This is a genomic window from Bradyrhizobium sp. AZCC 1610, assembly GCF_036924515.1.
GTDB lineage: Bacteria > Pseudomonadota > Alphaproteobacteria > Rhizobiales > Xanthobacteraceae > Bradyrhizobium.
The window spans coordinates 731415-758190 of the sequence record NZ_JAZHRR010000001.1 but is presented as its reverse complement, the minus strand read 5'-3'; the positions used below and the strand labels follow the sequence as shown (position 1 = coordinate 758190).

Genomic DNA, 26776 nt, shown 5'->3' with positions numbered 1-26776 from the left:
TAGTAATGCACAGGCTTCTCCCGCGCGTCCCGACGCGTCATCTCCCCAGCAAAACGGAATCGCTTAATGTCCGGCGACCTCACCATCCGCTTCGTCACCCGTCAGGACTACGGGCGATGGCTTCCGCTGTGGGAAGGCTACAACGCCTTCTACGGCCGCTCGGGGCCGACCGCGCTTGCGCCCGAGATCACGGCGATGACGTGGGCGCGTTTCTTCGACGCCTACGAGCCGGTGCATGCGCTGGTCGCCGAGAGCGGCGGCGAACTGCTTGGGTTGACGCACTATCTGTTTCACCGCAGCACCACCGCGATCGAGCCGACGTGCTATCTGCAGGACCTCTTCACCGACGTGGCGGCGCGCGGCAAGGGCGTCGGCCGCGCCTTGATCAACGGCGTGTACGACCAGGCGAAGCTCGCGGGATCTTCCCGCGTCTATTGGCAGACCCACGAGACCAACCACACCGCGATGCAGCTTTACGACAAGGTGGCGGAGCGTTCCGGCTTCGTCGTTTACCGCAAGCTGTTCTGACACGCTTTCGTGAAGACGTGCCCATCGGGCCGGCTGTGGATAAGTCCTGATGTCACGGCGGCGTAACAAAGCGCGGCTAGCCTGCGCCCGCGTCTGATCAGCCCCCCGTCTCGGATCACGCGCCCCAAGCGGCCCCCGTCAGTCGCCGCGTCTGACCGGGGCCGCATCTTTTTGTGCCGCATGGCTGCCAAGCGTGGCGGCCGATCGTACCGCTGCTTGCGGGGCGAAGTGGCGCGGGCCACAATGCGCTCCCTCCCGCGACCATCCCACAGGATCGATCCATGCAAATTCGCAACCTCGGCGGCTCCGGCCTGCGCGTTTCCGCCGTCGGCCTCGGCTGCAACAATTTCGGCCAGCGCACCGATCTGGAAACCTCGCGCAAGGTGATCCACAAGGCGATCGACCTCGGCATCACCCTGTTCGACACCGCCGACATCTATGCCGGCATGGGCGGCTCCGAGACCGTGCTGGGCACCGTCCTCGGCGACCGCCGCAAGGACATCGTGCTGGCGACGAAATATGCCAAACCCATGAGCAATGACGGCACCAGGCAGGGCGCCTCGCGCCGCTACATCATGTCCGCGGTCGAGGCCAGCCTGACGCGGCTGAAGACCGACTACATCGATCTCTACCAGCAGCATGACTACGATTCCTTGACGCCGATGGAAGAGACGCTGCGCGCGCTGGACGACCTCGTCCGCCAGGGCAAGGTCCGCTACATCGGCAATTCGAACTTTCCGGCGTGGCGGATCGCGGAAGCGGAAATGCTGGCGCGGCAGATGAACGTCAACCGCTTCGTCTCCTGCCAGGACGAATACAGCCTCGTGGTGCGCGGCATCGAGAAGGACCTGCTACCCGCAGCAACGGAATACCGGCTCGGCCTGCTGCCGTTCTTCCCGCTGGCGAGCGGCCTCCTCACCGGCAAGTACAAGCGCGGCGCCGCCGTCCCCGACGACACCCGCTTCGCCAAGGCGCCTGCGTTGAAGGACCGCTACGTCACCCCGCGTAATGAAGACATCGTCGAAAAACTGCAGGCGTTTGCGCAGGCCCGCGGCCACACCATGCTGGAGCTCGCCTTCTCCTGGCTGGCATCGCGCCCGCAAATCTCGAGCGTCATCGCCGGCGCGACGCGTGTCGAACAGGTCGAGCAGAACGTGAAAGCGATCGGCTGGACACTGAGCGCGGAGGAGTTGGCGGAGATCGACGGGATTACGAAGTGATGAGGCGCTCTCTCCACTCCCTCTCCCCGCCTCTTGCGGGGAGAGGGTTGGGGTGAGGGGCTCCCTCCGCGAGTTCTGAACGACGTTAGACCTGTACCCCCTCACCCGGCGCTTCGCACCGACCTCTCCCCGCAAGCGGGGCGAGGTTGAAGAGGCTCGCTCTCTCCGCTCCCTCTCCCCGCCTCTTGCGGGGAGAGGGTTGGGGTGAGGGGCTCCCTCCGCGAGTTCTGAACGACGTGAGACCTGTACCCCCTCACCCGGCGCTTCGCGCCGACCTCTCCCCGCAAGCGGGGCGAGGTTAAGAGAAGCGAGAGGCTCGATCCGAGAGTTCCGCTTGAAGCGTCGTCAGAACGCCGTCGGTATTGCCGAGCACGTCATTATTCCAGAAGCGAAGCACCCTGTAGCCGTCATCGGTCAAACGACGATCGCGCACGGCATCCACCGCTGATTCATTGTGCTGTCCGCCATCGACCTCGACAATCAGATTGAGTTCACGGCAAACGAAGTCGCAGATGTAACCGCTGATGGGTACTTGCCGTGCGAACTTGTGTCCGTCGATCTGCCGGTTGCGGATGCGATTCCAGAGTACCGTTTCCGCGTCTGTCTGATTGACGCGCAGCCGTCTTGCGATTCGGATGGTTTTTTCATTGCGGCCGCGCATTGTCCTGCCCCTCACCCGGATTGCTTCGCAATCCGACCTCTCCCCGCAAAAGGGCGGGGAGAGGTTTAGGTACCTACCCCACCAACCCCTGCATCGGCTTCACTCCAGCACTGTCCGGGAACACGGACTCCGCCAGCACGCGTTCCGCCAGCCCGAACTGATCCTTCAGCACGCCCTTCATCACCGCACGCAGATCGGTGGTCGGCGCGAGATCGCGGCCCTGATAGAGGTTGGCGGGCTTCAGCCCCGGCCAGTTCGCGATCACGCGCCCGCCTTTCACCGCGCCGCCGGCGAGCAGCGCGATGGTGCCGGTGCCGTGATCGGTGCCCTGCGTGCCGTTGATGCGCGCGGTGCGGCCGAATTCGGTGGCGACCACAATTACGGTGTCGCGCCAGCGTGGTCCCAGCCCGGTTTCGAACTCCGCCAGCGCGCCGTCGAGACCGCCGAGCAGTTGCGCCAGCCGCCCGACCGGCCCGCCTTCGTTGGCGTGCGTGTCCCAGCCGTCGAAAGCGAGCGCACCGATCCGCGGACCGTCGTCGGCGGCCATCAGTTTTGCGGCGCCGCGCGCCACCAGCCGCATCGCGCCGGCGCCAGTGGTGCCGGGCTTCGGCTTCATGTCGTCGCCTTGCGCGGCCTTGTCGAGAGCGAGGCCCTGCTTCAACGCGCTCGCCAGCGCGGGATCGCGGTGCTGATAAAGTTCGAGGAGCCGCATCGCCGTATCTTCCGCAGCCTGCGGCACCGCGACCGGCGCCCAGCCGACGGTTGGCGCAGCACCACGCAGCACCAGCGGCGTGGTCGGGCCGACCGCCAGCGCGCTCGTCACCCGCTCGCCTTTCGGCAGGCCTTCCAGCGCGCGGTTGAGCCAGCCGGACTGCACCCGGCCGGGACCTGCAAAGCCGCTCTCGAGCACGTCCTGGCCGTCGAAATGCGAACGGTCGCGATAGGACGTCGCCACCGCGTGAATCACGGCAGCCTTCTTCTCGCGATACATCCGCGAAAATTCCGGCATCGCCGGATGCAGCGAAAAGAAATTGTCGAGCGGCAAAGCCGCGTTCGGGCCGCTCGACGACAACGCGATCGCACCGTGCAGGCCGGCATAATCGGGATCGCCGATCGGCGCGACAGTGGCGAGCCCGTCCAGCGCGCCGCGCAGGATGACGACCACCAGCCGCGGATCGCGGCCGTCGGCGGCGCGCGCAAATTTCGGCAAGTAGGCCCATGCCGCAAAGGAGGCGCCGCCGAGCAACACGCCACGCCGCGAGATTACCGATGACGCCAGGCTTTCACAGCAACCCATTGTCGTTTCCATGGATGTCATCTCCTCTGGAATTCCGGCGACATCAGCAACAGCGCCAGCGCCTGCTGCCGCGATTCCGCGCGCTCGACGGTTCGTCGTGTCTCTGATGATGCCGCATCCGCGGCAACGAGTTCGAGCAGGTCGCGCGGATCGACGCCGTCGGCGAGCCGTGAGGCGATCTGCGCTGATAGATCGAGCCGCAGCTTGATGCCTTCCGGCGCCGCCCAGGCGGCGTTCGTATCGGGAAAACCGTTCGGCCCGGCGGGCGCCCACAGCGGCTGGCCCAGCGCGTTGAGGCCGGAGAGATAGCGGCCGGGATCGTTCGGGATCTGCGCCAACAACCGGCCGGCCGCGACCAGAAATTCGTAAGGCGAGCGCATCTTCGCAAGCGGCGCCTTCCAGGCGTCATCGGAATCCACCAGCGCTGTCGCCAGCGCCTTGAGATCGCCGTCGGTTTTCGTGAAGACACCGGCGAGCCGTGCCACCAATCCCGGTGGCGGATCGTCGGCCACGAAGTGACGCGCGAATTTGCCGGCAATGAATTTCGCGGTCGAGGGATGCCGCGCGATATCGGTCAGCACCGCTTCGCCCTGCGCGACGCCGGGAGCGTCGTAGATTTTTCCCATTACCCGCTGCGCACCCGGCTGATGCGCATTGGCGTTGAACACGAAGCTGCCGGGCGGCCCCAACTGGCCCAGCCTCCCAGCGTAGGTCCAGCCCGTGATGATGTTTGCCAGCGACGTCACGTCGTCCTGCGAATAGCCGCCGCCGACGCCGAGCGTATGCAGTTCGAGGATTTCGCGGGCGAGGTTTTCGTTCAGTCCCCGGTTGCGGTTTTTCCCGGCGCGCGAATCCGGGCCCAGCGATTGCTGGTTGTCGAGAAAGAACAGCATCGCCGGATGCTGCTCGACCGCCTTCAGCATGTCGGCGAAACGCCCGAGCACATAGGGGCGGATCGCCTCGCGCTCGAACGAGCCGGCCCACATCCGCGCCGGCCCGCCCTTGTTGGCGGAAATGCAGAAATGATTGGACCAGAACACCACCAGCCGCTCGCCAAATCCGCAATCGGCCATGATGGCGCGTTGCAGCCGCGCCAGCGCCTCGGCGCGAAAGGTCTTCTGGATGACGTTCAGCGGCGGCGGTGGCGGTTTTGGCGCATTGGGCCGCATCGTCTCAGTGGGCGTCATGGCCGCATCGGGATTTTCCGGCGGCTTCGCCGGCGGTTCCTTTGACGGTTCTCTGGGCGCCATATCCATGGCGATGCTGTTGAGCGAAAGGTTCCGCCGCTGCGCCTTCGCATCCGCTGGCGGTTGACCTTCGGTGGCGGGCGCCGGCGTGGCCTGCTTGGCAGCTGCATCGCGGGCCTGCTGAATCTCGAACTGATAGTCGAACACGGCCTTGCCGAGCGCCGGTGTCGACTGCAATCCCGGCACTTCGAGCAGCACGCCATTGGGCCGGGCGAGTTCTGCCTTGACGAAGCCGCGCGGATCGGAGGCCGCATTGGGAAAATCGCCGGACGCCCCGCCGCGCGCGCCTAGTCCGAAGCGATTGAGCGCAACGAGGGCGGCTTGCGAATCGCGGGCCATCGGATTTCCCTTGGGTCTTTCGCGGGCGTATATTGCCACTGATTATACCGCGCTTCACCGTGAACCCGAGATTAATTCCACTTAGGGATGCCGTCCGATTCATGACAAATCGGTTAGAAAATCAGCCTTCCCGCCGCCTCGCCTGCGCCGGCTGCGGCGCTGAATTCAATTGCAGTTTGTCGGGGCCGTGCTGGTGTTCCGACGAAGCGTTCCGCCTGCCGATGCCGGTGGACGGCAGCGATTGTCTCTGTCCGGCCTGCCTGCGCAAACTCGCAGAACAGCGCGCAGGCGCAGGTGCGACGTGACCGGCAAATGGAATGTCGGCGCCGTCCTGCTCGACATGGACGGCACGCTGCTCGACACCGAGCGCGTCTATCTCGACAGCCTGGTCGCGGCGCTGAAGACGCATGGCTACACCGACGATACTGTAACGCTGTGCCAGGCGATGGTCGGTCTTCCCGGTCCGGAATGCGAGGCCATGCTGCACGCGCGCTATGGGGAAAGCTTTCCGCTTGCGGAGATCAGCAGGGCTTTCGTCAGCAACCGCGATCAAATTCTTAAGCTTGGCCTGCCGCTGAAAAGCGGCGCGGTCGAACTGCTGGATGCGCTGCAAGGCGCCGAATGCCCGATGGCGATCGTCACCTCCTCGTCGCTGCGCACGGCCGATTCGCATCTGCGGCTTGCAGGCATTCGCCACCGCTTCGAAACGCTCCTGACCTGCGACGACGTCGCGCGCGGCAAGCCGAGCCCCGATCTCTATCTTCTGGCGGCGGCGCGGTTCAGCCTGAAGCCGGAAGTTTGCGTGGCGGTGGAGGATTCCAATCACGGCGTGACCGCTGCCCACGCCGCCGGCGCGATTACGATCATGGTGCCTGACATGGTGACGCCGACGGAAGAGTCGCGCGCGCGATGCGCCGCTATTGTGCCCGACCTCGGCGCCGTGCTCGAGGTGCTGCGCGAGCGCGGCGGGTTTGAACGCCGCTCGTCCTAGCCGTCCCTGCGAGCGAAGCGAGCAATCCATAGCGCCACGAGCGGAGGCATGGATTGCTTCGTCGCGGAGCCTGTCGGGCGTGCATTCGCGCGACCCGTTGGCTCCTCGCAATGACGGAGACTACTGCGGACGCCTCGAACGCCGCCTCGCCCGCGCGGGAAGCGCAGCCTCGATCAATGCATGCGCCGCCTCACCCGCCGTTTCCATATAGCTGGGATCGCGATGCAGCAGCACGACGGCAAACGAGCCGTCGAGCAGCAGCAATATCTGACGTGCGAGCTGCGCTGCCTGCGCGATCCCGGCTGCGGCAAAGATTGCACGCAGCCATTCCTCGAACTTCTTCTTGTGCGCGGCGCCGATCCTGATCGCGGGATGGCCGGGCATGTTGGCGAGTTCGGCTGACGTGCGCAGGAAGCCGCACCCCTTCCACTTCGGATGCCGCGCCGAACGGGCGAGATTGCGGAAGATTGCTTCGACCCTGGCAGGCAAGCCACCGTCGGCTTCCAAAAACCATTGCCGGAACAGCGCGAGATTTGGCTGATCGCGGGCGGCGAGATAGGCCGCCACCAGATCGTCCTTGCTCTTGAAATGATAATACAGCGTGCGCTTGGTAACGCCGGCCTTCGCCGCCACCGCATCGACGCTGACGCCCCTGATGCCGTCATTGTAGAACAGCGCGCTCGCCGCCGAAATAATGCGCTCGCGTGTCGGGATTCCGGATCGTGCCATGGCCCGTATGTATACTATCCAGTGAATATACACAACGCGATCCGCCTTCTAGGGTGCCCGCAAGCTACCGACACTTACGGAGAGACCCAGATGTCCGACGCCGTGCTGCTCGAAATCAATGACGGGATCGCGCTGGTCACGCTCAACCGCCCTGACAAGCTCAATGCGCTGAACTACGATCTGATCGATCGCCTGATGGCGGCGCTGGATGGAATCGAGACGGACGCCGATACACGCGCCGTGATCCTGACCGGCGCGGGCGAACGCGCGTTCTCCGCGGGCGCCGATATCCACGAATTCTCCGGCAGCGTCCGTCGCGGTCGCGATACGGCCATCAGCGACTTCGTCCGGCGCGGCCAGGCGATGACCGCGCGGCTCGAAGCCTTCAGGAAGCCGGTGATCGCAGCCGTCAACGGGCTGGCGTTCGGCGGCGGATGCGAGATCACCGAGGCCGTGCATCTGGCCATCGCCAGTGAGCGCGCACGCTTCGCCAAGCCGGAAATCAATCTGGGCATGCCGCCGACCTTCGGCGGAACACAGCGGCTGCCGCGGCTCGCCGGGCGCAAGTGCGCGCTCGAACTGCTATTGACCGGCGATCCGTTCTCGCCGCAACGGGCGCTGGAGATCGGGCTGGTCAACAGGGTCGTGCCGCATGATGCCCTGCTGCCGGCCGCACGCGAGTTGGCGGGCCGTATCGTCAGGCATTCGTCGCTCGCGGTCGGCGGGATCATTACGGCGGTCACCCGCGGACTGAACATGAGCATCGGCGAAGGGCTGCAAGTCGAGAGCGAGCAATTCGCCGCTGTCGTTCCGACCGGCGATCTCGGCGAAGGCATCAATGCCTGGATCGAGCGCAGGCCACCGCTCTATCGCGGTTGCTGACGCCAGGCATTAGCCCCGCTGCAGTTTCCTTCTGGCGAACTAAGCGGCGTCTTTAGTCGCAATCACCGTCCGCATGTCATCTGCCAGTTCGCGGTAATGCTGGCCGAGGCGCAGATATAGCTCGCGCTTCGCCGCGTCCGCCGTCAACTTGCCGATCAAATCGCATTCGGCAGCGAGCGTCTCGAACCGCTCCAATCTGGCTTCAAAGTCGGTCATGACGCGTCTCCCCTGACAGCCACCAAGGGGATAAGATTACGCCTTCATTTTACGTCACAGCTAACATCGTTATCGGATAGAACTAATTTACAGCCTCGGCGATAGGCCCGACACCCACGCAATCATTGCCTGCCGCCAACCAACGCCGCCGCGATTGGCTCTGGCCGGCGATCCCGGTGACCTACGCACCCCGCCGCCCCCTACCCGTGATAGCTTGGCGACTTCCGCGCCAGTCCATCGAACGCATCGAACAGCCGCTCGCGCCAGGCATAAACCGGATCGTCTTCCATCAGCAGCTTGAACGGACTGACCACCCGCGCCCACTGGAACGCGCCGAACACGATATAGTCCGCATAGTTCGCAGCAGAGCCGCCGAGGAAGGGCTGCGTCCGCAATGTCAGCCGCAGCGGGTCGAGCGACTTGCGAAAGCCTTCGACCGCCCTGTCGCGGCTGGCCATGGTTTCTTCCAGCGGCTTGCCGAAGCGCGCCTCGCGCGTCTTGCGGAAATAGGCCGCGTCCTCCGGCTTCAGGTTGAGCGGGATGTCGGCAATGATCAGCGGAAACATGCCGCCGATCACCCCGTCGCCCCACCAGTTCAGCATCCGCCCCACGGCGCGGCCGCCCTCGCCGCCGAACAGCGACGGCCGGTCCGGATACTGGTCTTCGAGATAGGTGGCGATCGTCCAGGAATCGACGACCGCATTTTCGCCGTCGAGCAGCACCGGCACTTTTTCCGAACCGTACGGCGCGATCGCTTGCTTATCGGTGAAGCACCACGGGATGGTTTCCGCCGACAGTCCCTTGTGCGCCAGCGCCATCCGGGTCCGCCAGCAGAACGGGCTGAACGGGCGGGATGGGTCAGTGCCGACGAGTTCATAGAGTTTGAGTGGCATGGGCGACATCTTGCGCGAGTAGCGGCAACCAGACAAGCGCTGTCATTGCAAGGAGCGCATGCAAACGAGGTGTCCCCGTAGCTCGAAGACAAAGCGAACGCAATCCATCATCGCCCCGCTGCCAAGCGGCGCTGCTTGAGCGACGGATAGCTTTCCACGCCGTAGAACTACGGGCGATCCACAAGTCTCAGCGGCCTTGAGGAGCGTTTGGCAGTATCGAAAGGAGTATGAGCGCTCTTCGGCAGTATCTCGGAAGGAGTATTGAATCTCCTTTCCACAGTCGAATACGCTTGGGTTCATTAGCGAAATTCAGAAGTTGACCCGAATTGAGACGATGACCCGATAATACCTCAGATAGTACCTCGGAAGATTATACCGTTAGAAGAGGCGTTCATTGCAATGCGCCACCCAATCGAGACCGCACCGAGAGATGGGACAGCCGTTATCCTGGAGCATGATCCGACCGGGACCTATGACATTGCTCACTGGTCGGCTCAGGTGGGTCAGTGGATCACTGAAAACAGCGAGCCAAGCAAGATCACGCCGACGCATTGGCGTCCAATGCCGGGCGACAAATATCTCCCACAAGACCACGTTGAAGCGCACACCTCCTCCCGGCTCTGGCCGTCATCGCCGCGCGCGCGGCGGCTGATCACAGCCTGCTGGATCACACTCATCGCGGCGGTGCTCACGCGCCTCTATTTCGGCTTCGGGCAAGAGACCCCGTTGCTCAGTGAGGACTCGCGGAAAACCGATTCATTGGCGCTTCGGCAGCAAGCCGTGCCCGGCCAAGCGGAAGTCGGGGCGGGGACGAAGGCTGTGCAGGTCAAGCAGGACGCAGAGGCGTCCGGCACTCCGCGGGCTATCGAGGAACTCGATGTGCAGTTGCAGACTGCGGCTGCGAACCGCGCACAATCGCTCGAACAGGAGCGGCAGAAAACGGTCGCCCTGGCTCAGGAGATCGCGGCTGCGCGACAAATGCCGACCACAAGCGCGCCGGAAGGCCGTCAAGCGCTCGACGAAGAACGCGCACGCAGCGACGCGCTGAAGAGCGAACTTGCCGCCGCGCGGCGCGAAAACGAGGCGCAGGCGCAACAATTGCGCACGGTAAGCGAGGAAGCTCGGCAATCCAGGCAGGCGGCAGCCGCGGACAGCGCACAAGCGCTCGAGCAGGAACGGCAGAAGGCCGCTGCCCTCGCGCAGGAGGCCGCGACGGCGCGACAAGAGCTGACCACAATCACAGCGAAACACGGTCAAGCGCTCGACGAGGAACGCGCACGCAGTGCCGCACTGAAGACCGAACTCGCCACAGTGCAGCGCGAAAACGAGCTGCAGGCGGCGCAATTGCGCAAGGCGAGCGAAGAAATGGGGCAGCTCAAGCAGGCGGCAGCCGCAGACGCCGCAGAATCGCTCGAACGCGAACGGCAGAAGACGGCTGCCCTCGCACGCGAGGCCGCGGCTGCGCGACAAGAACTCATCACCAGCACGGCGAAACACCGTCAAGTGCTTGACGAGGAACGCGCACGGCGCGCCGCATTGTGGAGCGAGCTGGCGGCGGCGCAGCGCGAGATCGAGGCACAGGCGATGCAACTGCGCAAGGCGAGCGAGGAAATCGGGCAGCTCAAGCAGGCGGCGGCCGCGGGCAGCGCGCAATCGGTCGAACAGGAACAGCAGAAGACGGTTGCGCTCGCGCAGGAGGCCGAAGCTCTGCGACAGGCGCTGACCGCGAGCGCGGCAAAACATCATCAAGCGTTCGATGAGGAACGCGCGCGCAGTGCCGCGCTGACGGACGAACTCGCCGCAGCGAAGCGCGAAAACGAAAGGCAAACAGCGCAACTACGCATGGCCAGCGAAGAAATCGGGCAGCTCAAGCAGGCGGCAGCCGCTGACATCGCACAATCGGTCGAACAGGAACAGCAGAAGACGGCTGCGCTCGCGCAGGAGGCCGCGGCTGCGCGACAGGAGCTGACCGCGAGCGCGGCAAAACATCGTCAAGCGCTCGATCAGGAGCGCACGCGCAGTGCCGCGCTGAAGAGCGAACTCGCCACCGCGAAGGGTGAAAACGAGATGCAAACAGCGCAACTGCGCAAGGCCAGCGAGGAAATGGGGCAGCTCAAGCAGGCGTCGGAACGCGTCATGACAGAGCTGCGGCAATCCCTGCAGCAGGAGCGCGAGCGAACCGAGGTAATGGCACGAGAAATCGAGTCCGCGCGGCGCCCGATCGCTGTGCGCGTTACCCCTGAACCCGCCGCGACCAGTAGCATTTCCAAGGCAGCACACGTGATTGAGGTAGCCGCGACGGCGCAGCCGCCGGCCGCAGAAGCGCAAGCGAGTCCGGAGGCGACGAGATTAATCGCCCGCGCCCGCACACTGCTCGTTCAGGGAAACATTGGCGCGGCGCGCATCGTGCTCGAGCATGCTGTCGAAACGGGAAGTGCGCGGGCAAGCTTCACGCTCGCAGAGACGTATGATCCCGTCATTCTTTCCACATGGGGAACGTACGGTACGCGCGGCGATGCGATCAAGGCACGCGAGCTCTATGCCAAAGCTCATGCCGGCGGAATTTTGGGTGCGAAGGATCGATTGGAGCGACTGGATCAGTGACGTTTTGATACTCGGACGATAGCGGCGGCTGAAAGCCGAACTTTTTACGAAGAGGATATTGCAAATGAACATGATTTCCAGATCGAGCATTTTGCTCGCGCTCGCCGTGTTGGCCCCGATCGTTCTGGTGCTTCAACCCGCCACGTTGGATGCACAAACGCAGGGCGCCCGCAAGGCGCAACGGCCCCCAACGCAGATCTCCGAAAAAGAGAAGATGAACGCCTGGACGGTCGGCCTCGCGGGCGGCTTGCTTGAGGGCGCGCCGCTTCGCCTTGCGGCAGAAATCGCCCGCGTCGTCGACGACGGGCCGAACTTGCATGTCCTGCCGATCGTCACCCGAGGCGCCACCGAAAACCTGAACTCGCTGCTCTATTTGCGCGGTGTCGATACGGCGATAATCAATTCCGACGCGCTCGAGGAGTACAAGGTTCAGGTACCGGAGATCCAACGCCGCATCACGTACTTGCTCAATCTCTTTCCCTCGGAGCTGCATATTTTCGTTCGGCCCGAAATTCAAAGCCTGCAGGATCTCGCCGGCAAGAAAGTGAATTTCAATACCCAGGGAACGGCTGCCGCCTATTCCGGACCGCTGATCTTCAGCCGTCTCGGCATCAAATCAGAAAACACTTTCATTCCCCATCAGGTCGCGCTGGAGCAGATGCGCAAAGGCGAGATGGCGGCCGTCGTTTTCATCACGTCGAAGCCAGTTGACGCCTTCGTGCGCGGGCGCTGGGAACCCGGCTTCAAGTTCCTCCCCGTAAAATATGAAAGCAAGTTCGAGGATTACTATCTTCCCGCGCTGTTGGAGGCGGGCGAATACCCCGGTCTGATCAAGCAAGGCGAACGTATTCCGACGATCGCGGTGCCAACCGTTCTGGTCGCTTTCAATTGGCCGGCCGGGACAAACCGCTATCAGCGCGTCGCCCGCTTTGTTGATACGCTGTTTTCCCGTATCGACAAGCTGCAGGCGCCGGGCTTCGACCCAAAGTGGAAGTCAATCAATCTCGCCGCGACAGTCCCCAGCCTCGCCCGTTTTGCGGCGGCGCAGGAATGGCTGGATCGTCACGCGCGCGCGGCACAGGTGTCGCGATGAAAGCGCTCCCTCTCTCCATCGCGTTCGAACTCGTCAGCAGGATCGCGTTGGCGCAAGGCCCGACCGACCCGATGCCGGATCTTCGCGCTTGCTCCCTGATGGAGCGTGAGGAGCGGCTGGAATGTCTGGACAATCTGCTACGTAATATTGCGCCGGCTCGGCCGGCTCCTGGGACCGACAATTGGATTGTCAGCGAGACCACGTCGCCAGTTGACTATACGCCGATTATCACCGCCACCACGTCTTCCCACGGCGGCTCAAATGATTATCCGATGCAACTCTCGATTCGCTGCCGCGCCGGTCGCACTGAACTGGTCGTCGCAGGACCGGCCTTCTCCCGCAACGGGAAGGATTATGCCATTTCATACCGCATCGATGACAGTCAGCCCGTGCAGCCTGCGGGAGCCCAGCCATCGTCCGGAACAGGCGTAGCGTTCACGGGCGACGTCGTACGCTTACTGCAGTCCCTTCCCGAGCAGGGCGAGCTTGCCATTCGTGTCGTGAGCCGAACCGCTGCCCAGGAAGGACATTTCTCGCTCGGCGGACTGAAAGCCGCGCGAAAGCGTCTCGCCACGGTGTGTAAATGGCCTCACATCGTAGCCGGTCCGCGCAACTGAGGTCATCGAGCAACCAAGGGAGATGCGTCATGAAAAGGATTGGAGATGTTGTCAGACTGATGGCTGGCGTCATAGCGCTGCTCGTCATGGCACCGCCATCAGCGCCGGCGCAGGAAAAGAATCAAGCGGCGCCGGTGAAGAAGCAGGCGGCACCTGCGCAAGGGTTGAAGCGTACCGCTGCCGTTGCTGTTGCCGTTCCCGACAAGAAACCGCACCGCCTGATCTTGCAGGTGAATTCGAACGAGCCTGCGATGATGAATCTCGCGCTCAACAACGCAACCAACGTCGCGCAGTATTACAAGGACCTCGGCGAGAACGTGGCGATCGACGTCGTCACTTTCGGTCCGGGCCTGCATATGCTGCGTGACGACACCTCGCCGGTCAAGGCGAGAATCAAGGCGATCTCGGAGAGCAACCCATCGATCTCGTTCGAAGCCTGCGCCAATACGCGCGATAATATGAGCAGGGCGGAAAGCAAGGAAATTCCGCTAATGTCAGAAGCGAAGGTCGTGAAGTCCGGAGTCGTGCGTGTAATGGAGTTGCAGGAGCAGGGCTGGGCGTATGTGAAGCCGTGATGGCGCTGCCTCCTGTGGAGCCGACAGCTTTCGCCTGACGAGGTGCGATTGCGCAGCATTTTTCGCCGCGCAATCGCAAGAGCTATGTAGGCGCGCCGAAACGTCTAGACCGTCGAAATACCGTCGATCGGGCTGATATCACCGCAGACTGTTGCCAATCGGAGCGCGGTGCCAGCGGTTTATTTTTCGATTTGTGTGAGCAGCTTCACTGACGAGGTGCGATGTCGAACTCTTTGCGCAGCTCGGCGTCTGTGTAGAAGCACACACCGCCATCGAGATCGCGCACCAGCCACTCCTCCAGATACACGATCTGTGTCCCGCTTTGCCTTTCGTGTCGAAGCTCGAGGTGCCCGTCCTCGCTTCGCTGCAGCGAGCAACCGGATTGTACCCAGCTCGGCCATTCGTGCAGCGGCTGTCCGGTGAACTGCCAGGCGATCAACGCCACATTGGTTGGGCGTGGCTTCAGCTTCAGTGTGGTTTCCACAATCGTCTCCGAAAACAATGAGTCCTGCGGTCTGACAACGCCCGGACCCGGCAAAAGTTGAACGTTCACCCGGCAATTCTCGCTGCGATTCGCCGATATTGCCTATGCGTCTTTGAGATGGGTATCCGGGATTGGACGGGGGAATCCCCAGTCTGTCGCGCCGGGAAGATGGACACGCGGGCCAGGCCCGCGTCTCCATGTGCGCGCTCGCCACGCGATCCTGTCCTACCGCACCACCGCCGCGGTCTGGCCGAACAGGATCCTGCGCTCCTCCTCGGTGCGGTTGACGGGCTGGCCGAAATTCGGATTGACCTCTTTCGCCTTGGCATAGGCGCGCTCCGTCGCCGGCCGGGCGCGGATAGTTTCCAGCCAGCGTTTCAGGTGCGGGAAGTCGTCGATATTCTGGTCCTGGTTCTTGTAGGGCACGATCCAGGGATAGCTCGCCATGTCGGCGATCGAATAGTCGCCGGCGATGAATTCGCGGTCCGACAGGCGCTTGTTGAGCACGCCATAGAGCCGGTTGGTCTCGTTCACATAGCGGTCGATGGCGTATTTGATTTTTTCTACCGCGTAATTTCTGAAGTGGTGGTTCTGCCCGGCCATCGGCCCGAGCCCGCCCATCTGCCAGAACGTCCACTGGATCGCATCGTAACGGCCGTAGAGATCCGACGGCAGGAACTTGCCGGTCTTCTCGGCGAGATATAGCAGCATCGCACCGGATTCGAAGATCGAGATCGGTTTTCCGCCGCCCTTCGGCTCATGATCGACCATCGCGGGAATGCGGTTGTTGGGCGCGATCGCCAGAAACTCCGGCTTGAACTGCTCGCCCTTGCCGATGTTGACCGGAAAGATCTTGTACGTCAGCCCGGTCTCTTCGAGGAACATCGTGATCTTGTGGCCGTTCGGCGTGGTCCAGTAGTGAAGGTCTATCATCGGACGATCCTGCTATGCACGGAATTGTTGTTTTCGCAAGAAAGATGCGACTGCATGAATTTGGCCGGATCGCCGGCGCAAGTCAATTGGCGCCGGCCCCGCGCGCGCGAATGTGATGGGCACCTCAAGCGCTGCGGCCGTGCTCGCGCAGGAATTCGGCGCCGCATTCGGTGATAGCGACGCATACGCCGCGGCCGGCCACAGGTTCGCGCGTGACATAGCCGCGATCGACCGCGTCCTCCCAGATCGTCAGCCGCGGACACGAGGTTCGCCACGTCTCGATTACCTCGGAATAGAGCCGCGGTTCGCGCGCGATCCATTCGACGAGATCGAGCACCAGCGGGTCCGTCGTCGCAGCCATCGCTCTTCTCCGGCTAGAACGCCATCGCGTTCGTGCGCGTGAACAGCAGCCAGCCTCCATAAAGGATGTAGTAGCCCGCGACCGTCGTGATCAGCCGGTTCGCCCAGGTGCGAAACTGCGCATCGCTCATCGCTTCCAGGATGCGCCGCGCCAGCGTGGTGCCGAGCATCGAGGCGGCGATGGCGACCACAGCCAGCATCGGATCGAGCGTCGCCGCCTGGTCGACGATGCCGCCGAAATAGATCAGTTTTGTCAGATGGCTGGCGACCTGGCAGGTGGCCTTGGTGGCGACCACCTCGCGGCGGCCGAAATTGCCGCCGATAAAGAACGTATCCATCAAGGGACCGGAGACGCCGGTCATCAGCATCAGGCCCATGCAGATGAAGCCGTAGAACGAGCCCTGCCAGATGCTGTCGGGGTTGGGCTTGAGGTTCTTCGGCATCAGCCGCGCCATGAACGGCGTCACCCCGAGCAGCAGCAGCGCGATCGGCTTGTCCGGCACGTAACGGGCGATCGACCAGACACCGAGCGCCAGCGCGCAGCCGATCAGATAGACGAACACCGGCCGCCAGCGGATATGCGCCCGCCACAGAAAGGCGCGCCAGCCGTTCGAGGCCATCTGCGTGATCGCGTGCAGCACCATCGCGGTGGGCAGCGGCATCAGCATCAACAGCACGCCGATCAGGATCATCCCGCCGGCCATGCCGAACAGGCCCGACAGGAACGCTGTCGCGACCATCAACGCACCGAGGGCTGCGATCATGAGGGGCGTCAAGAGAATCTCCTGCATCAGCCAGCTCAGGTCGAGGTGCCGGCGTCTTCTCCTTCTCCCCGCCCTTCGCGGGGAGAAGGTCGGGATGAGGGGCTGCTTCCGCAAACTCGGTGACAGTCGGACTCGCGGAAGCAGCCCCTCACCCGGCGCTTCGCGCCGACCTCTCCCCGCGAAGAGCGGGGCGAGGTTGAAAAGAACCGCACCGATTCAACCCAAGGCTATCAAAGCCACTATGGCTATTCTTCTGCCTCGCTTGTGACATCGGCGCAAACTGAGTTATCTTGCCCTGGCATCAGTTTTCCTGAGGGTTATGTGCGGCGGCTGCTCTTTCTCAACGGTATCAAGGCGTTCGAGGCTGCGGCCAGGACCGGCAGCTTTGCCGCCGCCGGCGCCGAGCTCAGCGTATCCGCCGCCGCCGTCAGCCGGATGGTGCATCTGCTGGAAGAGCGGCTGGGGGTTGCGCTGTTCGAGCGCAAGGCCAACCGCCTCGTCACCACGGCGGCGGGCCGCGCCTATCAGGGCGGGCTGACGCCGATCTTCGACGCGCTGGCGAGCCTGACCGCGCAGGTCACCGCGCCCTCCAGCGTGCGCGTGCTGACCATCGGCGTAGGTCCCACCTTTGCGATGAAGTGGCTGATCCCGCGGCTGGCGGATTTCCGCAAACACGAGCCGGATATCGACGTCCGCATCACCACCGGCGGCGCCGCGGTGCCGTTCGGCGAGGACTGGAGCTGCGGCATCAAGCTCGGCGGCGGCGAATGGCCCGGCCTGATCGCCGAACCATTATTCGCCGCCGACCTGCTGCCGGTATGCGCGCCGCGGCTTGCGGCCGCGCTCAAACGTCCCGGCGATCTGAAGGGGCCGACCTTGCTCCGGGTTGTGCATTCGCCCGACGACTGGCCGTCATGGCTCGAGGCTGCCGGCACAGCCCGCATCACCGCCCGCGGACCGGAGTTCGAGTTTTACGGCCAGGCGCTGCAGGCCGCCGTCGACGGCCTCGGCATCGCCATGGGCATCCGCCCCTATATCGACGACGACCTCGCCGCCGGCCGGCTGGTCGCGCCGTTTGCGTTAAGCGTGCCGAAAGGCATGCGCTGGTATCTGGTCTATCGCGGCTTCAGCACGGGGCAGCGCGATTTCGCCGCGTTCCGGCGCTGGATTATCCGCGCGGCGGCAGAGCCCGCCACGCGGCGCAGGGGTCAGAGACATGCCGGATGAAAAAATCGAAACGCTCGTGATCGGCGGCGGTCAGGCCGGGTTGGTGATGAGCCACCGGCTGAAGGAGCGCGGGCTTTCGCACCTCGTGCTCGAGCGCCATCGGATCGCCGAGCGCTGGCGCAGCGAACGTTGGGACGGGCTGAAATTCCAGTTTCCCAACTGGTCGGTGCGGCTGCCGGACTTTCCGTTTCCGCACAGCGATCCGGATGCGTTTGCAGACACGGCCGACATCATCAGATACATCGAGGCCTATGCCGGTTTTGTCGCGCCCCCGATCCGCTGCGGCGTCGCGGTGACGCGGCTGTCGCAGCGTGAGCGCGCAGGTTTCGTCGCCGAGACCACCGACGGCACGATCGCGGCGGACAATGTCGTCGTCGCCACCGGTCCCTATCAGCGCAACCTCGTCCCGGACCTGCTGGGCGGTCATCCCGTGTTCCAGGTCCATGCCGCTGACTACAAGAATCCTGGACAGCTTCCGCCGGGCGCGGTGCTGGTCGCCGGCGCCGGCGCATCGGGCGCGCAGATTGCCGAGGAATTGTTGCAGGCCGGCCGCCGCGTCTACCTCTCGGTCGCACGCCACCGCCGCCTGCCGCGCCGCTACCGCGGCCGCGACCTGATCTGGTGGCTCGCCGACATGCGCCTCGATCAGGTCACGCCGGAGGAGCGTGGGCCCGCGCGCCTGGGCCCTGTGATTTCGGGCGCCTATGGCGGCCGCACCATCGACTTCCGCAACTTCGCCGCCGACGGCATGATCCTGGTGGGACGCCTCGAGGCGGCGCATCGCGGCGTGATCGGGATTGCACCCGGCCTTGCCCAAAACCTTGCCGACGCCGACCTCGTCTACACCACCTTCCTCGATACGGTGGACGCGTATGTGAAACGGCGCCGCATGGAGGTGCCCGAAGACCCCGACGCCCGCGCGACGTTCGCCGATCCGCCTTGCGTCACCGCACCGCTCACGCGCCTCGACCTCGCTGCGGAAGGCATCTCCGCGGTGATCTGGGCCACCGGCTACGGCGTCGATTTCGGCTGGATCGATCTTGCGGTCACCGACGCCAAAGGCGAGGCCGTCCACCGCAACGGCATATCCGCCGTGCCGGGCCTGTATTTCCTCGGCCTGCAATGGCTGTCGAAGATGAATTCCTCGTTCCTGTCGGGCGTCGGCGACGACGCGGAAGTGCTCGCCGATCATATTCTCGCGCGGCGGTGAGAGTTCTCGTGTCCCGGACGCGGTGCAGCCTAGGCGATGCGTAGCATCGTCTGGTAACGCTGCTCCGCAGAGCCGGGACCCACAACCATCTCGCCCGAACCTATGGACCCCGGAACGGCAGCGCATCACGCCGCAAAAGCGGCGCGCTGCGCTGCATCCGGGGAACGCGACCCGCAAAAATCAACCGATATGTGAACCCGTTCACAAAGTCCCTGACTCAGCCGTGTTCTTCTGCCGTCATGGGCAACTCCGGGGGACAAGCCATGATCTATGGCGGCTTTGAAATTCAGTCGTTCGAAGCAGGAAGAGGGCTATGGCACGCCAGGATTCAACGGGCCGACCAGGAGCCGGTCATGATCGATGGAATGGCGTTTCCGACGCTCGAAGTCGGTTTCGCCTGGTCGGATCCGGAAGCGGCGATCGCGGATGCGAAAGCCCATATCGATCGTTTCAAGCCGCGGTTCGTGAATCCGTAAGCGCCACTGCTGGAATTAGCGGCCGCGCGCTGGCCGGCCGAATCTCCATACCCCCTCCCGAACAGACCCTGCAGGCGACGCCGGTGCTCTCGAACTGTCCGGACTGCAGCGCCTCGCTCGCGGTCCTGCGCATCATCCCCGGCCGCGCCGGCGTCGAATACTGGACCATGCGATGCACCCGTTGCGGCGGGATCCATCTGGATATCGTCAATCACTCGACCGCTCCGCTGACGACTTAACGCGACGGTTCCGAATCGGCTTGCTGACATCTGCTGACATGACGACGCGCAGCATCGCGCGCGAGGCCGTTTGCCCTTTTCTCGCTGGCTGACTCATCCCATATTCGCCGGATGGCGAAGAAACCTGACACCCCCAAAAAGCCCGGCAAGACTCCCAAATCCAAGGCGCATCGGCCGGACGTGCAGCCGATCGGGCCGTCGCTGGCCGAACTGCTCAATCCCGCGATCAACCGCGGCGATGCTGGCATGGGCTCGGGCACCGGCCTGCAGCCGCCGCCGGACAATTCGTGGGACCGCCGCGCCGGCGGCGAGGCGGCTGCGCATCGCGCGCGCGCTTCGACCAAGGGAACCAGCGAAGACGTTGCCAAACGCGATGTACTGCCATCTGCGACCAAAGGTCTGGAAGAGGCCCCCCAGGCCAATTACGGCACCTCGGCGACCATCCCGACGCTCGACCCCGAACTCGCGCGCCAGCTCGGCCTGCCGACGGCGGAAGACGACGACGAGGCGCTGGCGCGGCCGCCGCGCAACAAGATGGAAGCGCTCGGCGTCAAGGCCACCGCCGATGCCCTGGAGAATCTGATCCGCGACGGCCGCCCGGAATTCAAGGGCGATGACGGCCAGATCAGAGTCTGGGCCCCGCACCGGCCGCCGCGCCCGGAAAAATCCGAGGGCGGCGTACGCTTCGAGATCAAGTCCGAATATGAGCCAAAGGGCGACCAGCCGACCGCGATCAAGGAATTAGTCGAAGGCATCAACCGCAACGACCGCACCCAAGTGCTGCTTGGCGTCACCGGCTCGGGCAAAACCTACACCATGGCCAAGGTGATCGAGGCGACGCAGCGCCCCGCCATCATCCTGGCGCCGAACAAGACGCTGGCCGCCCAGCTCTATGGCGAGTTCAAGAGCTTCTTCCCCGACAACGCCGTCGAATACTTTGTCTCCTACTACGACTACTACCAGCCCGAGGCCTACGTCCCGCGCACCGACACCTATATCGAAAAAGACTCGTCCATCAACGAGCAGATCGACCGCATGCGCCACTCGGCGACGCGTGCGCTCCTGGAACGCGACGACGTCATCATCGTCGCCTCCGTCTCCTGCATCTACGGTATCGGCTCGGTCGAGACCTACACCGCGATGACGTTCGCACTGAAGAAGGGCGAGCGCATCGACCAGCGGCAATTGATCGCCGACCTCGTGGCGCTGCAATACAAGCGCACCCAGGCCGACTTTACCCGCGGCACCTTTCGCGTCCGCGGCGACGTCATCGACATCTTCCCGGCGCACTATGAAGACCGCGCCTGGCGCGTGAACCTGTTCGGCGACACCGTCGAAAATATCGAGGAGTTCGATCCGCTCACCGGCCACAAGCAGGACGATCTCGAATTCATCAAGATCTACGCCAACTCGCACTATGTGACGCCGCGCCCGACCTTGGTGCAGGCGATCAAGTCGATCAAGAGCGAACTGAAATTGCGGCTCGACGAACTCAACAACCATGGCCGCCTGTTGGAAGCGCAGCGGCTGGAGCAGCGCACCACCTTCGATCTCGAAATGATGGAAGCGACCGGAAGCTGCGCCGGCATCGAAAACTATTCGCGCTACCTCACCGGACGCCGCCCCGGCGAGCCGCCGCCGACGCTGTTCGAATACGTGCCTGACAACGCGCTGGTGTTCGCCGACGAAAGCCACGTCACCGTGCCGCAGATCGGCGGCATGTTCAAAGGCGACTTCCGCCGCAAGGCGACGCTCGCCGAATACGGCTTCCGCCTGCCCTCCTGCATGGACAACCGTCCGCTGCGGTTCGAGGAATGGGACATGATGCGCCCGCAGAGCGTCGCGGTGTCGGCGACCCCGAGCGGCTGGGAACTGAACGAAAGCGGCGGCGTGTTCGTCGAGCAGGTGATCCGCCCGACCGGGCTGATCGACCCACCGGTCAACATTCGCCCGGCCCGCACGCAGGTCGACGATCTCGTCGGCGAGGTGCGCGCCACCGCCGCAGCCGGTTATCGCTCGCTGATCACGGTGCTGACAAAGCGGATGGCGGAAGACCTCACCGAATATCTGCACGAGCAGGGCATTCGCGTGCGCTACATGCACAGTGATATCGACACGATCGAGCGCATCGAGATTATCAGAGACCTGCGCCTCGGCGCGTTCGACGCACTGGTCGGCATCAATCTGTTGCGCGAGGGCCTCGACATTCCCGAGTGCGCGCTGGTCGCGATCCTCGACGCCGACAAGGAGGGCTTTTTGCGCAGCGAGACCTCGCTGATCCAGACCATCGGCCGCGCCGCGCGCAATGTCGACGGCAAGGTGATCCTCTATGCCGATCAGATGACCGGCTCGATGGAGCGCGCCATCGCCGAGACCGACCGCCGCCGCGAGAAGCAGGTCGAATACAACACCGCGCACGGCATCACCCCGGAGAGCATCAAGAAGTCGATCGGCGACATCATGAACTCTGTCTACGAGCGCGACCACGTGCTGGTCGAGATCGGCGACGGCGGCATGGCCGACGATGTGATCTCGATCGGCCACAATTTCGAGGCTGTTCTCTCCGACCTCGAAACCCGCATGCGCGAAGCCGCCGCCGATCTGAACTTCGAGGAAGCCGCCCGCCTCCGCGACGAAGTCAAACGCCTCCGCGCGACGGAAATGGCCGTCGTCGACGACCCGACCGCGAAGCAACGCGCCGTGCAAGGCAAGGCGGGGGCGTATGCGGGAACGAAGAAATACGGCGAGGCGGCGAATTTGCCGGTCAGCGCGATGAAGAAGAAGAGCGTCTCTTCAGCGCTCAAGGCCAGCCGAGGCGGCGCTCCCACTTCCCCCTCGCCCCGTTCTTCACGGGGTCGAGACGAGCGAAGCTCGCTCTTAGAGGGTCGGGGTGAGGGGCAATCCACGGGTGGTGCTGGTGCTAGCCCCTCCAAAATCCACAAACCCCACCTAGACGAAATGCACGGCCCAGAGTCCCTGCCCTTCCGCCCCGCCGGCGCCAAGCCGCGCAAGCCCGAGCCCGCCAGCGGCAGCAAAATCTTCCAGCCCACCGACTCCCGCCAATCCGGCCCCGAGTTCGGCCCCGCCCCCCGCTCAAGCGGCGGCGCACCGGGACATCGCGGTGGGTGGAAGAAGAGGTAGGAGATCAATGATCGCTACCCGGCAGTCTTCGTTCGCAATGGACGGAAGTCCTTGCGACTCAACCGCGCGTCATGACCCGCGGCCAGCACATCAAAACCGGTTCACCGCTGTTCTTGAAGAATCGGCGCACCGAGTTCATCGAAACGAAAGAGCTGAAACACCCGCTGGCCATTGAAGTCGAGCACTCTCAAATCATCGGTCTCGCGCAGACCGCTCTCGACCGCTTGAAAATGCCCGCCGTAGCGCTCCTTGGCGAGCGACACTGGAACCTCAAACGCGACGAACTTGCCAACCCCTTTGTGCCTGAGCTCCTCGAGAAGCTTCGGATCATGTAAGGACTCGTGCGACGTGAGAATGAGCAGCGGCCCACTCGCCGTGAGCAGCAAAAGCGATTTCATCGGACTCTCCTTCGCGGTTGGACTGAATTCACGCCTCATGTTCAGTCTGGTTGGACGGTGTCGCCGACGCGCCCAGTATAAGCCAGTTCACCGTTGATAACGATTCCGGGTGGACATGATCTTGTACTCTTGGGCGGACCCGGATGCTCGGCCGCATCGAGGTAAGTGACGCGCATGTCCGGAAGTCGGGTTCACGATTCCACCATTCGCTTATGCGCGGCCATCTCCACCGCAACAGCCTAGGGGGTACCTACACCGTGCCTGTGCCCACAGGATCATTGCACCACACGCGTGGATTGTATTAGGATCAAATTGGGGGAAGAGATGGCGGAGTTGACCGAATACGAGCTGCGCTTCCTATCGAGCCAACGCATCGACGAGAGCGAGGTCATGGACTGCGCCGACATGTCGCCGCGCCGCTACAAGTGGGCGATGGAGGAAGAGGGCTACCTCTTCTGCATCGCTCCGCGCTCCTGCTACACGAACCACCGCCTTCGTAGCCGCGTGGGGCACTGCATTGAGTGTGATACGGCACGCATCGCGTTCGTTCGGCGGCATCACGCCGAAGCTTACATTTACATAGCCGGTTCGCTCGGCTCAAGAGTAGTGAAGGTCGGCAACGCACTCTGGCCTGAGCGTCGGGTTTCCGCGCTCAATTCGCGCTGCTACGGCAGCATCCGGGATTGGGTAATGCTCTACCACATTAAGTTCGTCGACGCGGGCAAGGTCGAGTTCGGAGCGCATCGCCGCCTATTCGGCTATCGACGTGGCCGCCAAGAGATATTCAGATGCAACTACGAGCTTGCGCGCAAGGCTCTCACGGAAGCGGCAACGGGTTATGCCGGTCAAGACGAATGGGAGCATCGATACGCGGCGATACGGTATGGATTCGACCATGAATAAGTAACCGATCAGCGACCATCGATCCGATGATTGTTCGGGCTCGCACCAGATCGTGCAGCCCGCATCGAAGTAAATGGAAGAAGCCAAAATTCTTTGGGTGACAGAGTTGCCGCTTACCATCAACACAAACCAAATTCCGGGCCTGATCACTTGGTTTAACGGCTTCATCGGGTTTCGCGACATTCAAAAGCGGATCGAACGCGTCGAAGCAAAACTTCAAGATATCGGCTTTGATGTACCAGCACTGAATCGAAGATATTATTTTCACTCAACCTACAAAAGCCTTGTCATTCGAAATCGGACGTACGGCAGAATTGATGTCAAAAATCCCAATAACAATCGAGCCTTAACACTTATTGGAGCGGTAAGAGAATTTTCTACGCAGCTCAATTCAAAGCAACAGGAGCGATTGCGTGCCCGGATTATAGGATCGCTCGATCCAGATCGAGATATCCGCGAATTTGAACATGAAATGCGAGCGTTTGTTCACTACAAGGGAGCAGGGCTATCCGTCATTCCTTCCGACGGAGATAACGACGGACGGTTTGATTTTCTGGTCAAGGGGAGTAAGGGCGAATTCGAACTAGAATGTAAGACGTTTTCCGAAAGTATTGGCAATGCCATTTCGATAGATGACAGCATACATGTATTCAGGGCTTTTAAGCGCACGCTGCATCAACAATCTAATTTCAGGGAAAGCGGAATTATCACTCTGACTTTTCCAAAACGTCCAGAAATGTCCGAAGGACAGGTCGCAACCGTTATCACCGGATTCCTTTCTGGCGCCTCCGGAGCGATAGAACGTGATAACTACTCGATAACGTTTGAGAGACGCAGCGATTGGGAAGCTCTACTTCAGAATAAGATGCGAGAAGCAGTAGTAAATGATATCGCAAGCAGATTTGACGAGCACAACTCGCATTCCATGGTCACGCTATCCAAAGACCACGCCGTAATGTTTGTCATTCGTAGCCGCCGCGCTTCGCGTCCCGCAACTTCGATATTTGATCGGCTTAAGAAAGCTAGCGAGCAATTCTCTAAAATGCGCCCTGCCGTAGTTTGGGGACATTTTCTAGGCTTCGGTGAAATTGAGTTCAAAGAATTGCTGGAGGGACAAAAGCTCGGTCAACGGGCGCTTGATGCGTTCGGCCATTACTTGTTCAAGAGTCCAAACCGAAGCTACGTTTGTAGATTGCGCCTTAGCGCTGACGGAGACTCTTTTCGACCCACCCATCAGTTCAGCCCGAGCCTAGTGCTACCAAAGGGAATTAGCGGTGGCGGACCAGCGTACGACCTGACTTCGAACGTCTCGAAATTTGATCCAATGGTAACGCAATAACAGTTGGAAGCAGGATGAAACTCGGCTTCGAAGAATCCCAATCGCCCTACACCAGCGGCACGCAGAAGGCGCGCGCCTGGACCGAAGCCTGGGTAAGCGCTTGGGCGTATTGCCCGCACTGCGGCAACGCGAAGATGTCGCAATTCCCGAACAACAGCCCGCTCGCCGACTTCCTTTGCGGATCGTGCAGCGAGGAATTCGAACTCAAGAGCCAGAAGAGCAAGTTCGGCGCGAAGGTCGCCGATGGCGCCTATAAGACCACATGCGAGCGGCTGGCGGCCAGCAACAATCCCAACCTGTTGCTGATGAATTACGACGTCAAATCACTGTCAGTCATCAATCTCCTGATCGTTCCAAAACACTTCTTCGTCCGCGAGATCATCGAAGAGCGCAAGCCGCTAGCGGTCACAGCAAGAAGGGCCGGCTGGATTGGATCGAATATCGTCCTGTCCCGCGTACCCGATTCCGGCAAGATTCACATCGTGAAGGACGGCGTCGTTCGTCCAAAGGATGCCGTTCTCGAAGAGTGGCAGAAGACGCTGTTTCTCAGGAACGAGTCGCCGGAAACTCGAGGCTGGTTGCTCGACGTGATGAAATGCGCGGATCGGCAAGCGCGATTTTACTCTCGAAGAGGTGTATGCTTTCGAACGGCATCTTGGCGATCTCTACCCAGGCAATCAGAACGTCAAGCCCAAGATACGGCAGCAGCTTCAATACCTGCGTGACCGTGGATTTATCGAGTTTGTTTCTCGCGGCAATTATCGTTTGCGATCCTAGGAGACTCGCATGGCTTGGTTTCTCAATCTCTACAAATGCGACCGTTGCAGGCGCCGGTGGGCCGATGAATGGTCCTGCATGTGCGACGATGAATGCCCGCATTGCGGCGCGCGCGACATGACGCCGTACGAGAGTGAGGAACTGACCACCTTGATCGAGGAAGAACGCGGCGAGTTCGTGGTGCTCTGGTCGCCAGAGACAGCGGAGCACGATCCCGACTACCGCGAACTCGGGCGCTTTCCAACCCGCGAAAAGGCGCTGGAGTTTTTGTCTGCCGACGGATGATCCGAATGTGCGTCATTCCGGAAGCAAAGTTGCACCTGTCCGGTAGCTCCCTTACGCCGCCCTCGAGCCCTGCGGCCGGGCCACCAAATCGATGCCGAGCGCATGAAGCACCTTGATGACGGTGCCGAATTCCGGCCTCGCCTCTCCACCTAGTGCCCGGTACAAATTCTCCCGGGAGAGGCCGGCTTGCTCCGCCACCGCGCTCATGCCCCGCGCGCGGGCAACCGTGCCGATGGCAACAGCGATGGCCGATGCGTCTTCGGATTCGAGAGCTTCGTTGATGTAGGCTGCGATCATCTCGGGGCTGTCGAGATATTCGGCTGCGTCGAACGGTTTTGCTTTGGCCAT

General features: G+C 62.6%; 30 protein-coding genes and 1 pseudogene. 18 read left to right on the top strand and 13 right to left on the bottom strand.

All coding sequences use genetic code 11. The annotated features are described in order from the left end of the window. Nucleotides 1–66: 66 nt before the first annotated feature. Both V1279_RS03810 and V1279_RS03805 read left to right on the top strand, forming a co-directional pair. Nucleotides 67–528: a GNAT family N-acetyltransferase gene (locus V1279_RS03810; protein WP_334432596.1), complete on the top strand. Its 462-nt coding sequence runs from the start codon at nt 67–69 to the stop codon at nt 526–528. Nucleotides 529–809: 281 nt separating this feature from the next. Next, nucleotides 810–1748 carry an aldo/keto reductase gene (locus V1279_RS03805; RefSeq protein ID WP_334432594.1) on the top strand — a complete coding sequence of 313 codons (939 nt, stop codon included), beginning with the start codon at nt 810–812 and terminating at the stop codon, nt 1746–1748. 298 nt (nt 1749–2046) lie between these two features. On the opposite strand, the gene V1279_RS03800 is transcribed toward V1279_RS03805, so the two are convergent. From V1279_RS03800 to V1279_RS03790, 3 genes are all read right to left on the bottom strand, one after another. Continuing rightward, a complete protein-coding gene (locus V1279_RS03800) occupies nt 2047–2409 on the bottom strand; it encodes an endonuclease domain-containing protein (protein WP_334432591.1) in 363 nt (120 codons plus the stop codon). 73 nt (nt 2410–2482) lie between these two features. Continuing rightward, the gene (locus V1279_RS03795; protein ID WP_442894730.1) at nt 2483–3718 is read right to left on the bottom strand and encodes a DUF1501 domain-containing protein; all 1236 of its coding nucleotides are present in this window, start codon (nt 3716–3718) and stop codon (nt 2483–2485) included. 5 nt (nt 3719–3723) lie between these two features. Further along, complete coding sequence (locus V1279_RS03790; protein WP_334432587.1) at nt 3724–5292, bottom strand: DUF1800 domain-containing protein; 1569 nt, start codon at nt 5290–5292, stop codon at nt 3724–3726. A gap of 301 nt (nt 5293–5593) precedes the next feature. Between V1279_RS03790 and V1279_RS03780 the strand changes: the two genes are divergently transcribed. Next, a complete protein-coding gene (locus tag V1279_RS03780; RefSeq protein ID WP_334432583.1) occupies nt 5594–6283 on the top strand; it encodes an HAD family hydrolase in 690 nt (229 codons plus the stop codon). A 120-nt stretch (nt 6284–6403) separates the two neighbouring features. Here V1279_RS03780 and V1279_RS03775 read toward each other — a convergent pair whose 3' ends face one another. After that, the gene (locus V1279_RS03775; protein WP_334432580.1) at nt 6404–7012 is read right to left on the bottom strand and encodes a TetR/AcrR family transcriptional regulator; all 609 of its coding nucleotides are present in this window, start codon (nt 7010–7012) and stop codon (nt 6404–6406) included. Nucleotides 7013–7102: 90 nt separating this feature from the next. Here V1279_RS03775 and V1279_RS03770 point away from each other — a divergent pair, with 90 nt between their 5' ends. After that, a complete protein-coding gene (locus V1279_RS03770; RefSeq protein WP_334432578.1) occupies nt 7103–7894 on the top strand; it encodes a crotonase/enoyl-CoA hydratase family protein in 792 nt (263 codons plus the stop codon). A gap of 39 nt (nt 7895–7933) precedes the next feature. On the opposite strand, the gene V1279_RS03765 is transcribed toward V1279_RS03770, so the two are convergent. The 3 genes from V1279_RS03765 to V1279_RS03755 form a co-directional block, all read right to left on the bottom strand. Then, nucleotides 7934–8110 carry a hypothetical protein gene (locus V1279_RS03765; RefSeq protein ID WP_334432576.1) on the bottom strand — a complete coding sequence of 59 codons (177 nt, stop codon included), beginning with the start codon at nt 8108–8110 and terminating at the stop codon, nt 7934–7936. A gap of 200 nt (nt 8111–8310) precedes the next feature. Next, on the bottom strand, nt 8311–9003 hold the full coding sequence (locus V1279_RS03760) for a glutathione S-transferase family protein (protein ID WP_334432574.1): 693 nt from the start codon (nt 9001–9003) through the stop codon (nt 8311–8313). A 756-nt stretch (nt 9004–9759) separates the two neighbouring features. Then, on the bottom strand, nt 9760–10593 hold the full coding sequence (locus V1279_RS03755) for a hypothetical protein (protein WP_334432572.1): 834 nt from the start codon (nt 10591–10593) through the stop codon (nt 9760–9762). Between V1279_RS03755 and V1279_RS03750 the strand changes: the two genes are divergently transcribed. The 4 genes from V1279_RS03750 to V1279_RS03735 all read left to right on the top strand — a co-directional run bounded on the left by V1279_RS03750 (nt 10588) and on the right by V1279_RS03735 (nt 13892). Further along, a complete protein-coding gene (locus V1279_RS03750) occupies nt 10588–11607 on the top strand; it encodes a hypothetical protein (protein ID WP_334432570.1) in 1020 nt (339 codons plus the stop codon). The two genes, V1279_RS03755 and V1279_RS03750, sit on opposite strands and share 6 nt — an antisense overlap. Nucleotides 11608–11671: 64 nt before the next feature. Continuing rightward, on the top strand, nt 11672–12700 hold the full coding sequence (locus tag V1279_RS03745; RefSeq protein ID WP_442894729.1) for a TAXI family TRAP transporter solute-binding subunit: 1029 nt from the start codon (nt 11672–11674) through the stop codon (nt 12698–12700). Further along, on the top strand, nt 12697–13317 hold the full coding sequence (locus V1279_RS03740) for a hypothetical protein (RefSeq protein WP_334432567.1): 621 nt from the start codon (nt 12697–12699) through the stop codon (nt 13315–13317). Before V1279_RS03745 ends, V1279_RS03740 begins: the two co-directional genes overlap by 4 nt. Before the next feature lie 29 nt (nt 13318–13346). Next, entirely contained in the window at nt 13347–13892 is a 546-nt protein-coding gene (locus V1279_RS03735) for a DsrE family protein (RefSeq protein ID WP_334432563.1), read from the top strand. 205 nt (nt 13893–14097) lie between these two features. On the opposite strand, the gene V1279_RS03730 is transcribed toward V1279_RS03735, so the two are convergent. From V1279_RS03730 to V1279_RS03715, 4 genes are all read right to left on the bottom strand, one after another. Then, nucleotides 14098–14376, bottom strand: coding sequence for a hypothetical protein (locus V1279_RS03730; RefSeq protein ID WP_334432561.1), 279 nt, complete (start codon nt 14374–14376; stop codon nt 14098–14100). A 225-nt stretch (nt 14377–14601) separates the two neighbouring features. Further along, complete coding sequence (locus V1279_RS03725) at nt 14602–15309, bottom strand: glutathione binding-like protein (protein WP_334432559.1); 708 nt, start codon at nt 15307–15309, stop codon at nt 14602–14604. A 124-nt stretch (nt 15310–15433) separates the two neighbouring features. Continuing rightward, a complete protein-coding gene (locus tag V1279_RS03720; protein WP_334432556.1) occupies nt 15434–15670 on the bottom strand; it encodes a hypothetical protein in 237 nt (78 codons plus the stop codon). 13 nt (nt 15671–15683) lie between these two features. After that, on the bottom strand, nt 15684–16445 hold the full coding sequence (locus tag V1279_RS03715; protein ID WP_334432554.1) for a sulfite exporter TauE/SafE family protein: 762 nt from the start codon (nt 16443–16445) through the stop codon (nt 15684–15686). Nucleotides 16446–16754: 309 nt separating this feature from the next. Between V1279_RS03715 and V1279_RS03710 the strand changes: the two genes are divergently transcribed. From V1279_RS03710 to uvrB, 5 genes are all read left to right on the top strand, one after another. After that, nucleotides 16755–17660: a LysR substrate-binding domain-containing protein gene (locus V1279_RS03710; RefSeq protein ID WP_334432551.1), complete on the top strand. Its 906-nt coding sequence runs from the start codon at nt 16755–16757 to the stop codon at nt 17658–17660. Continuing rightward, nucleotides 17650–18870, top strand: coding sequence for an NAD(P)-binding domain-containing protein (locus tag V1279_RS03705; RefSeq protein ID WP_334432548.1), 1221 nt, complete (start codon nt 17650–17652; stop codon nt 18868–18870). The genes V1279_RS03710 and V1279_RS03705 overlap by 11 nt, the downstream gene beginning before the upstream one ends. A 353-nt stretch (nt 18871–19223) precedes the next feature. Further along, on the top strand, nt 19224–19346 hold the full coding sequence (locus tag V1279_RS03700; RefSeq protein ID WP_334446759.1) for a hypothetical protein: 123 nt from the start codon (nt 19224–19226) through the stop codon (nt 19344–19346). An 83-nt stretch (nt 19347–19429) separates the two neighbouring features. Next, entirely contained in the window at nt 19430–19585 is a 156-nt protein-coding gene (locus V1279_RS03695; RefSeq protein ID WP_442894728.1) for a hypothetical protein, read from the top strand. Nucleotides 19586–19696: 111 nt separating this feature from the next. Further along, a complete protein-coding gene (gene uvrB / locus V1279_RS03690) occupies nt 19697–22726 on the top strand; it encodes an excinuclease ABC subunit UvrB (protein WP_334432547.1) in 3030 nt (1009 codons plus the stop codon). Between the two features lie 101 nt (nt 22727–22827). On the opposite strand, the gene V1279_RS03685 is transcribed toward uvrB, so the two are convergent. Then, nucleotides 22828–23124, bottom strand: a complete 297-nt coding sequence (locus V1279_RS03685) for a cytosolic protein (protein WP_334432545.1) — start codon at nt 23122–23124, stop codon at nt 22828–22830. A gap of 324 nt (nt 23125–23448) precedes the next feature. Here V1279_RS03685 and V1279_RS03680 point away from each other — a divergent pair, with 324 nt between their 5' ends. The 5 genes and pseudogenes from V1279_RS03680 to V1279_RS03660 all read left to right on the top strand — a co-directional run bounded on the left by V1279_RS03680 (nt 23449) and on the right by V1279_RS03660 (nt 26428). Beyond that, nucleotides 23449–24027, top strand: coding sequence for a GIY-YIG nuclease family protein (locus tag V1279_RS03680; RefSeq protein WP_334432544.1), 579 nt, complete (start codon nt 23449–23451; stop codon nt 24025–24027). Nucleotides 24028–24100: 73 nt separating this feature from the next. After that, nucleotides 24101–25366 carry a hypothetical protein gene (locus V1279_RS03675; RefSeq protein ID WP_334432543.1) on the top strand — a complete coding sequence of 422 codons (1266 nt, stop codon included), beginning with the start codon at nt 24101–24103 and terminating at the stop codon, nt 25364–25366. Nucleotides 25367–25380: 14 nt separating this feature from the next. Then, nucleotides 25381–25860, top strand: a pseudogene (locus tag V1279_RS03670) (DpnI domain-containing protein); the annotation flags it as partial. Nucleotides 25861–25999: 139 nt separating this feature from the next. Then, nucleotides 26000–26143, top strand: a complete 144-nt coding sequence (locus V1279_RS03665; protein WP_334432542.1) for a hypothetical protein — start codon at nt 26000–26002, stop codon at nt 26141–26143. 9 nt (nt 26144–26152) lie between these two features. Then, nucleotides 26153–26428, top strand: a complete 276-nt coding sequence (locus V1279_RS03660) for a hypothetical protein (RefSeq protein WP_334432541.1) — start codon at nt 26153–26155, stop codon at nt 26426–26428. A gap of 51 nt (nt 26429–26479) precedes the next feature. Here the strand turns inward: V1279_RS03660 and V1279_RS03655 are convergent, their stop codons facing one another. Then, nucleotides 26480–26776, bottom strand: coding sequence for an addiction module antidote protein (locus tag V1279_RS03655; protein WP_334432540.1), 297 nt, complete (start codon nt 26774–26776; stop codon nt 26480–26482).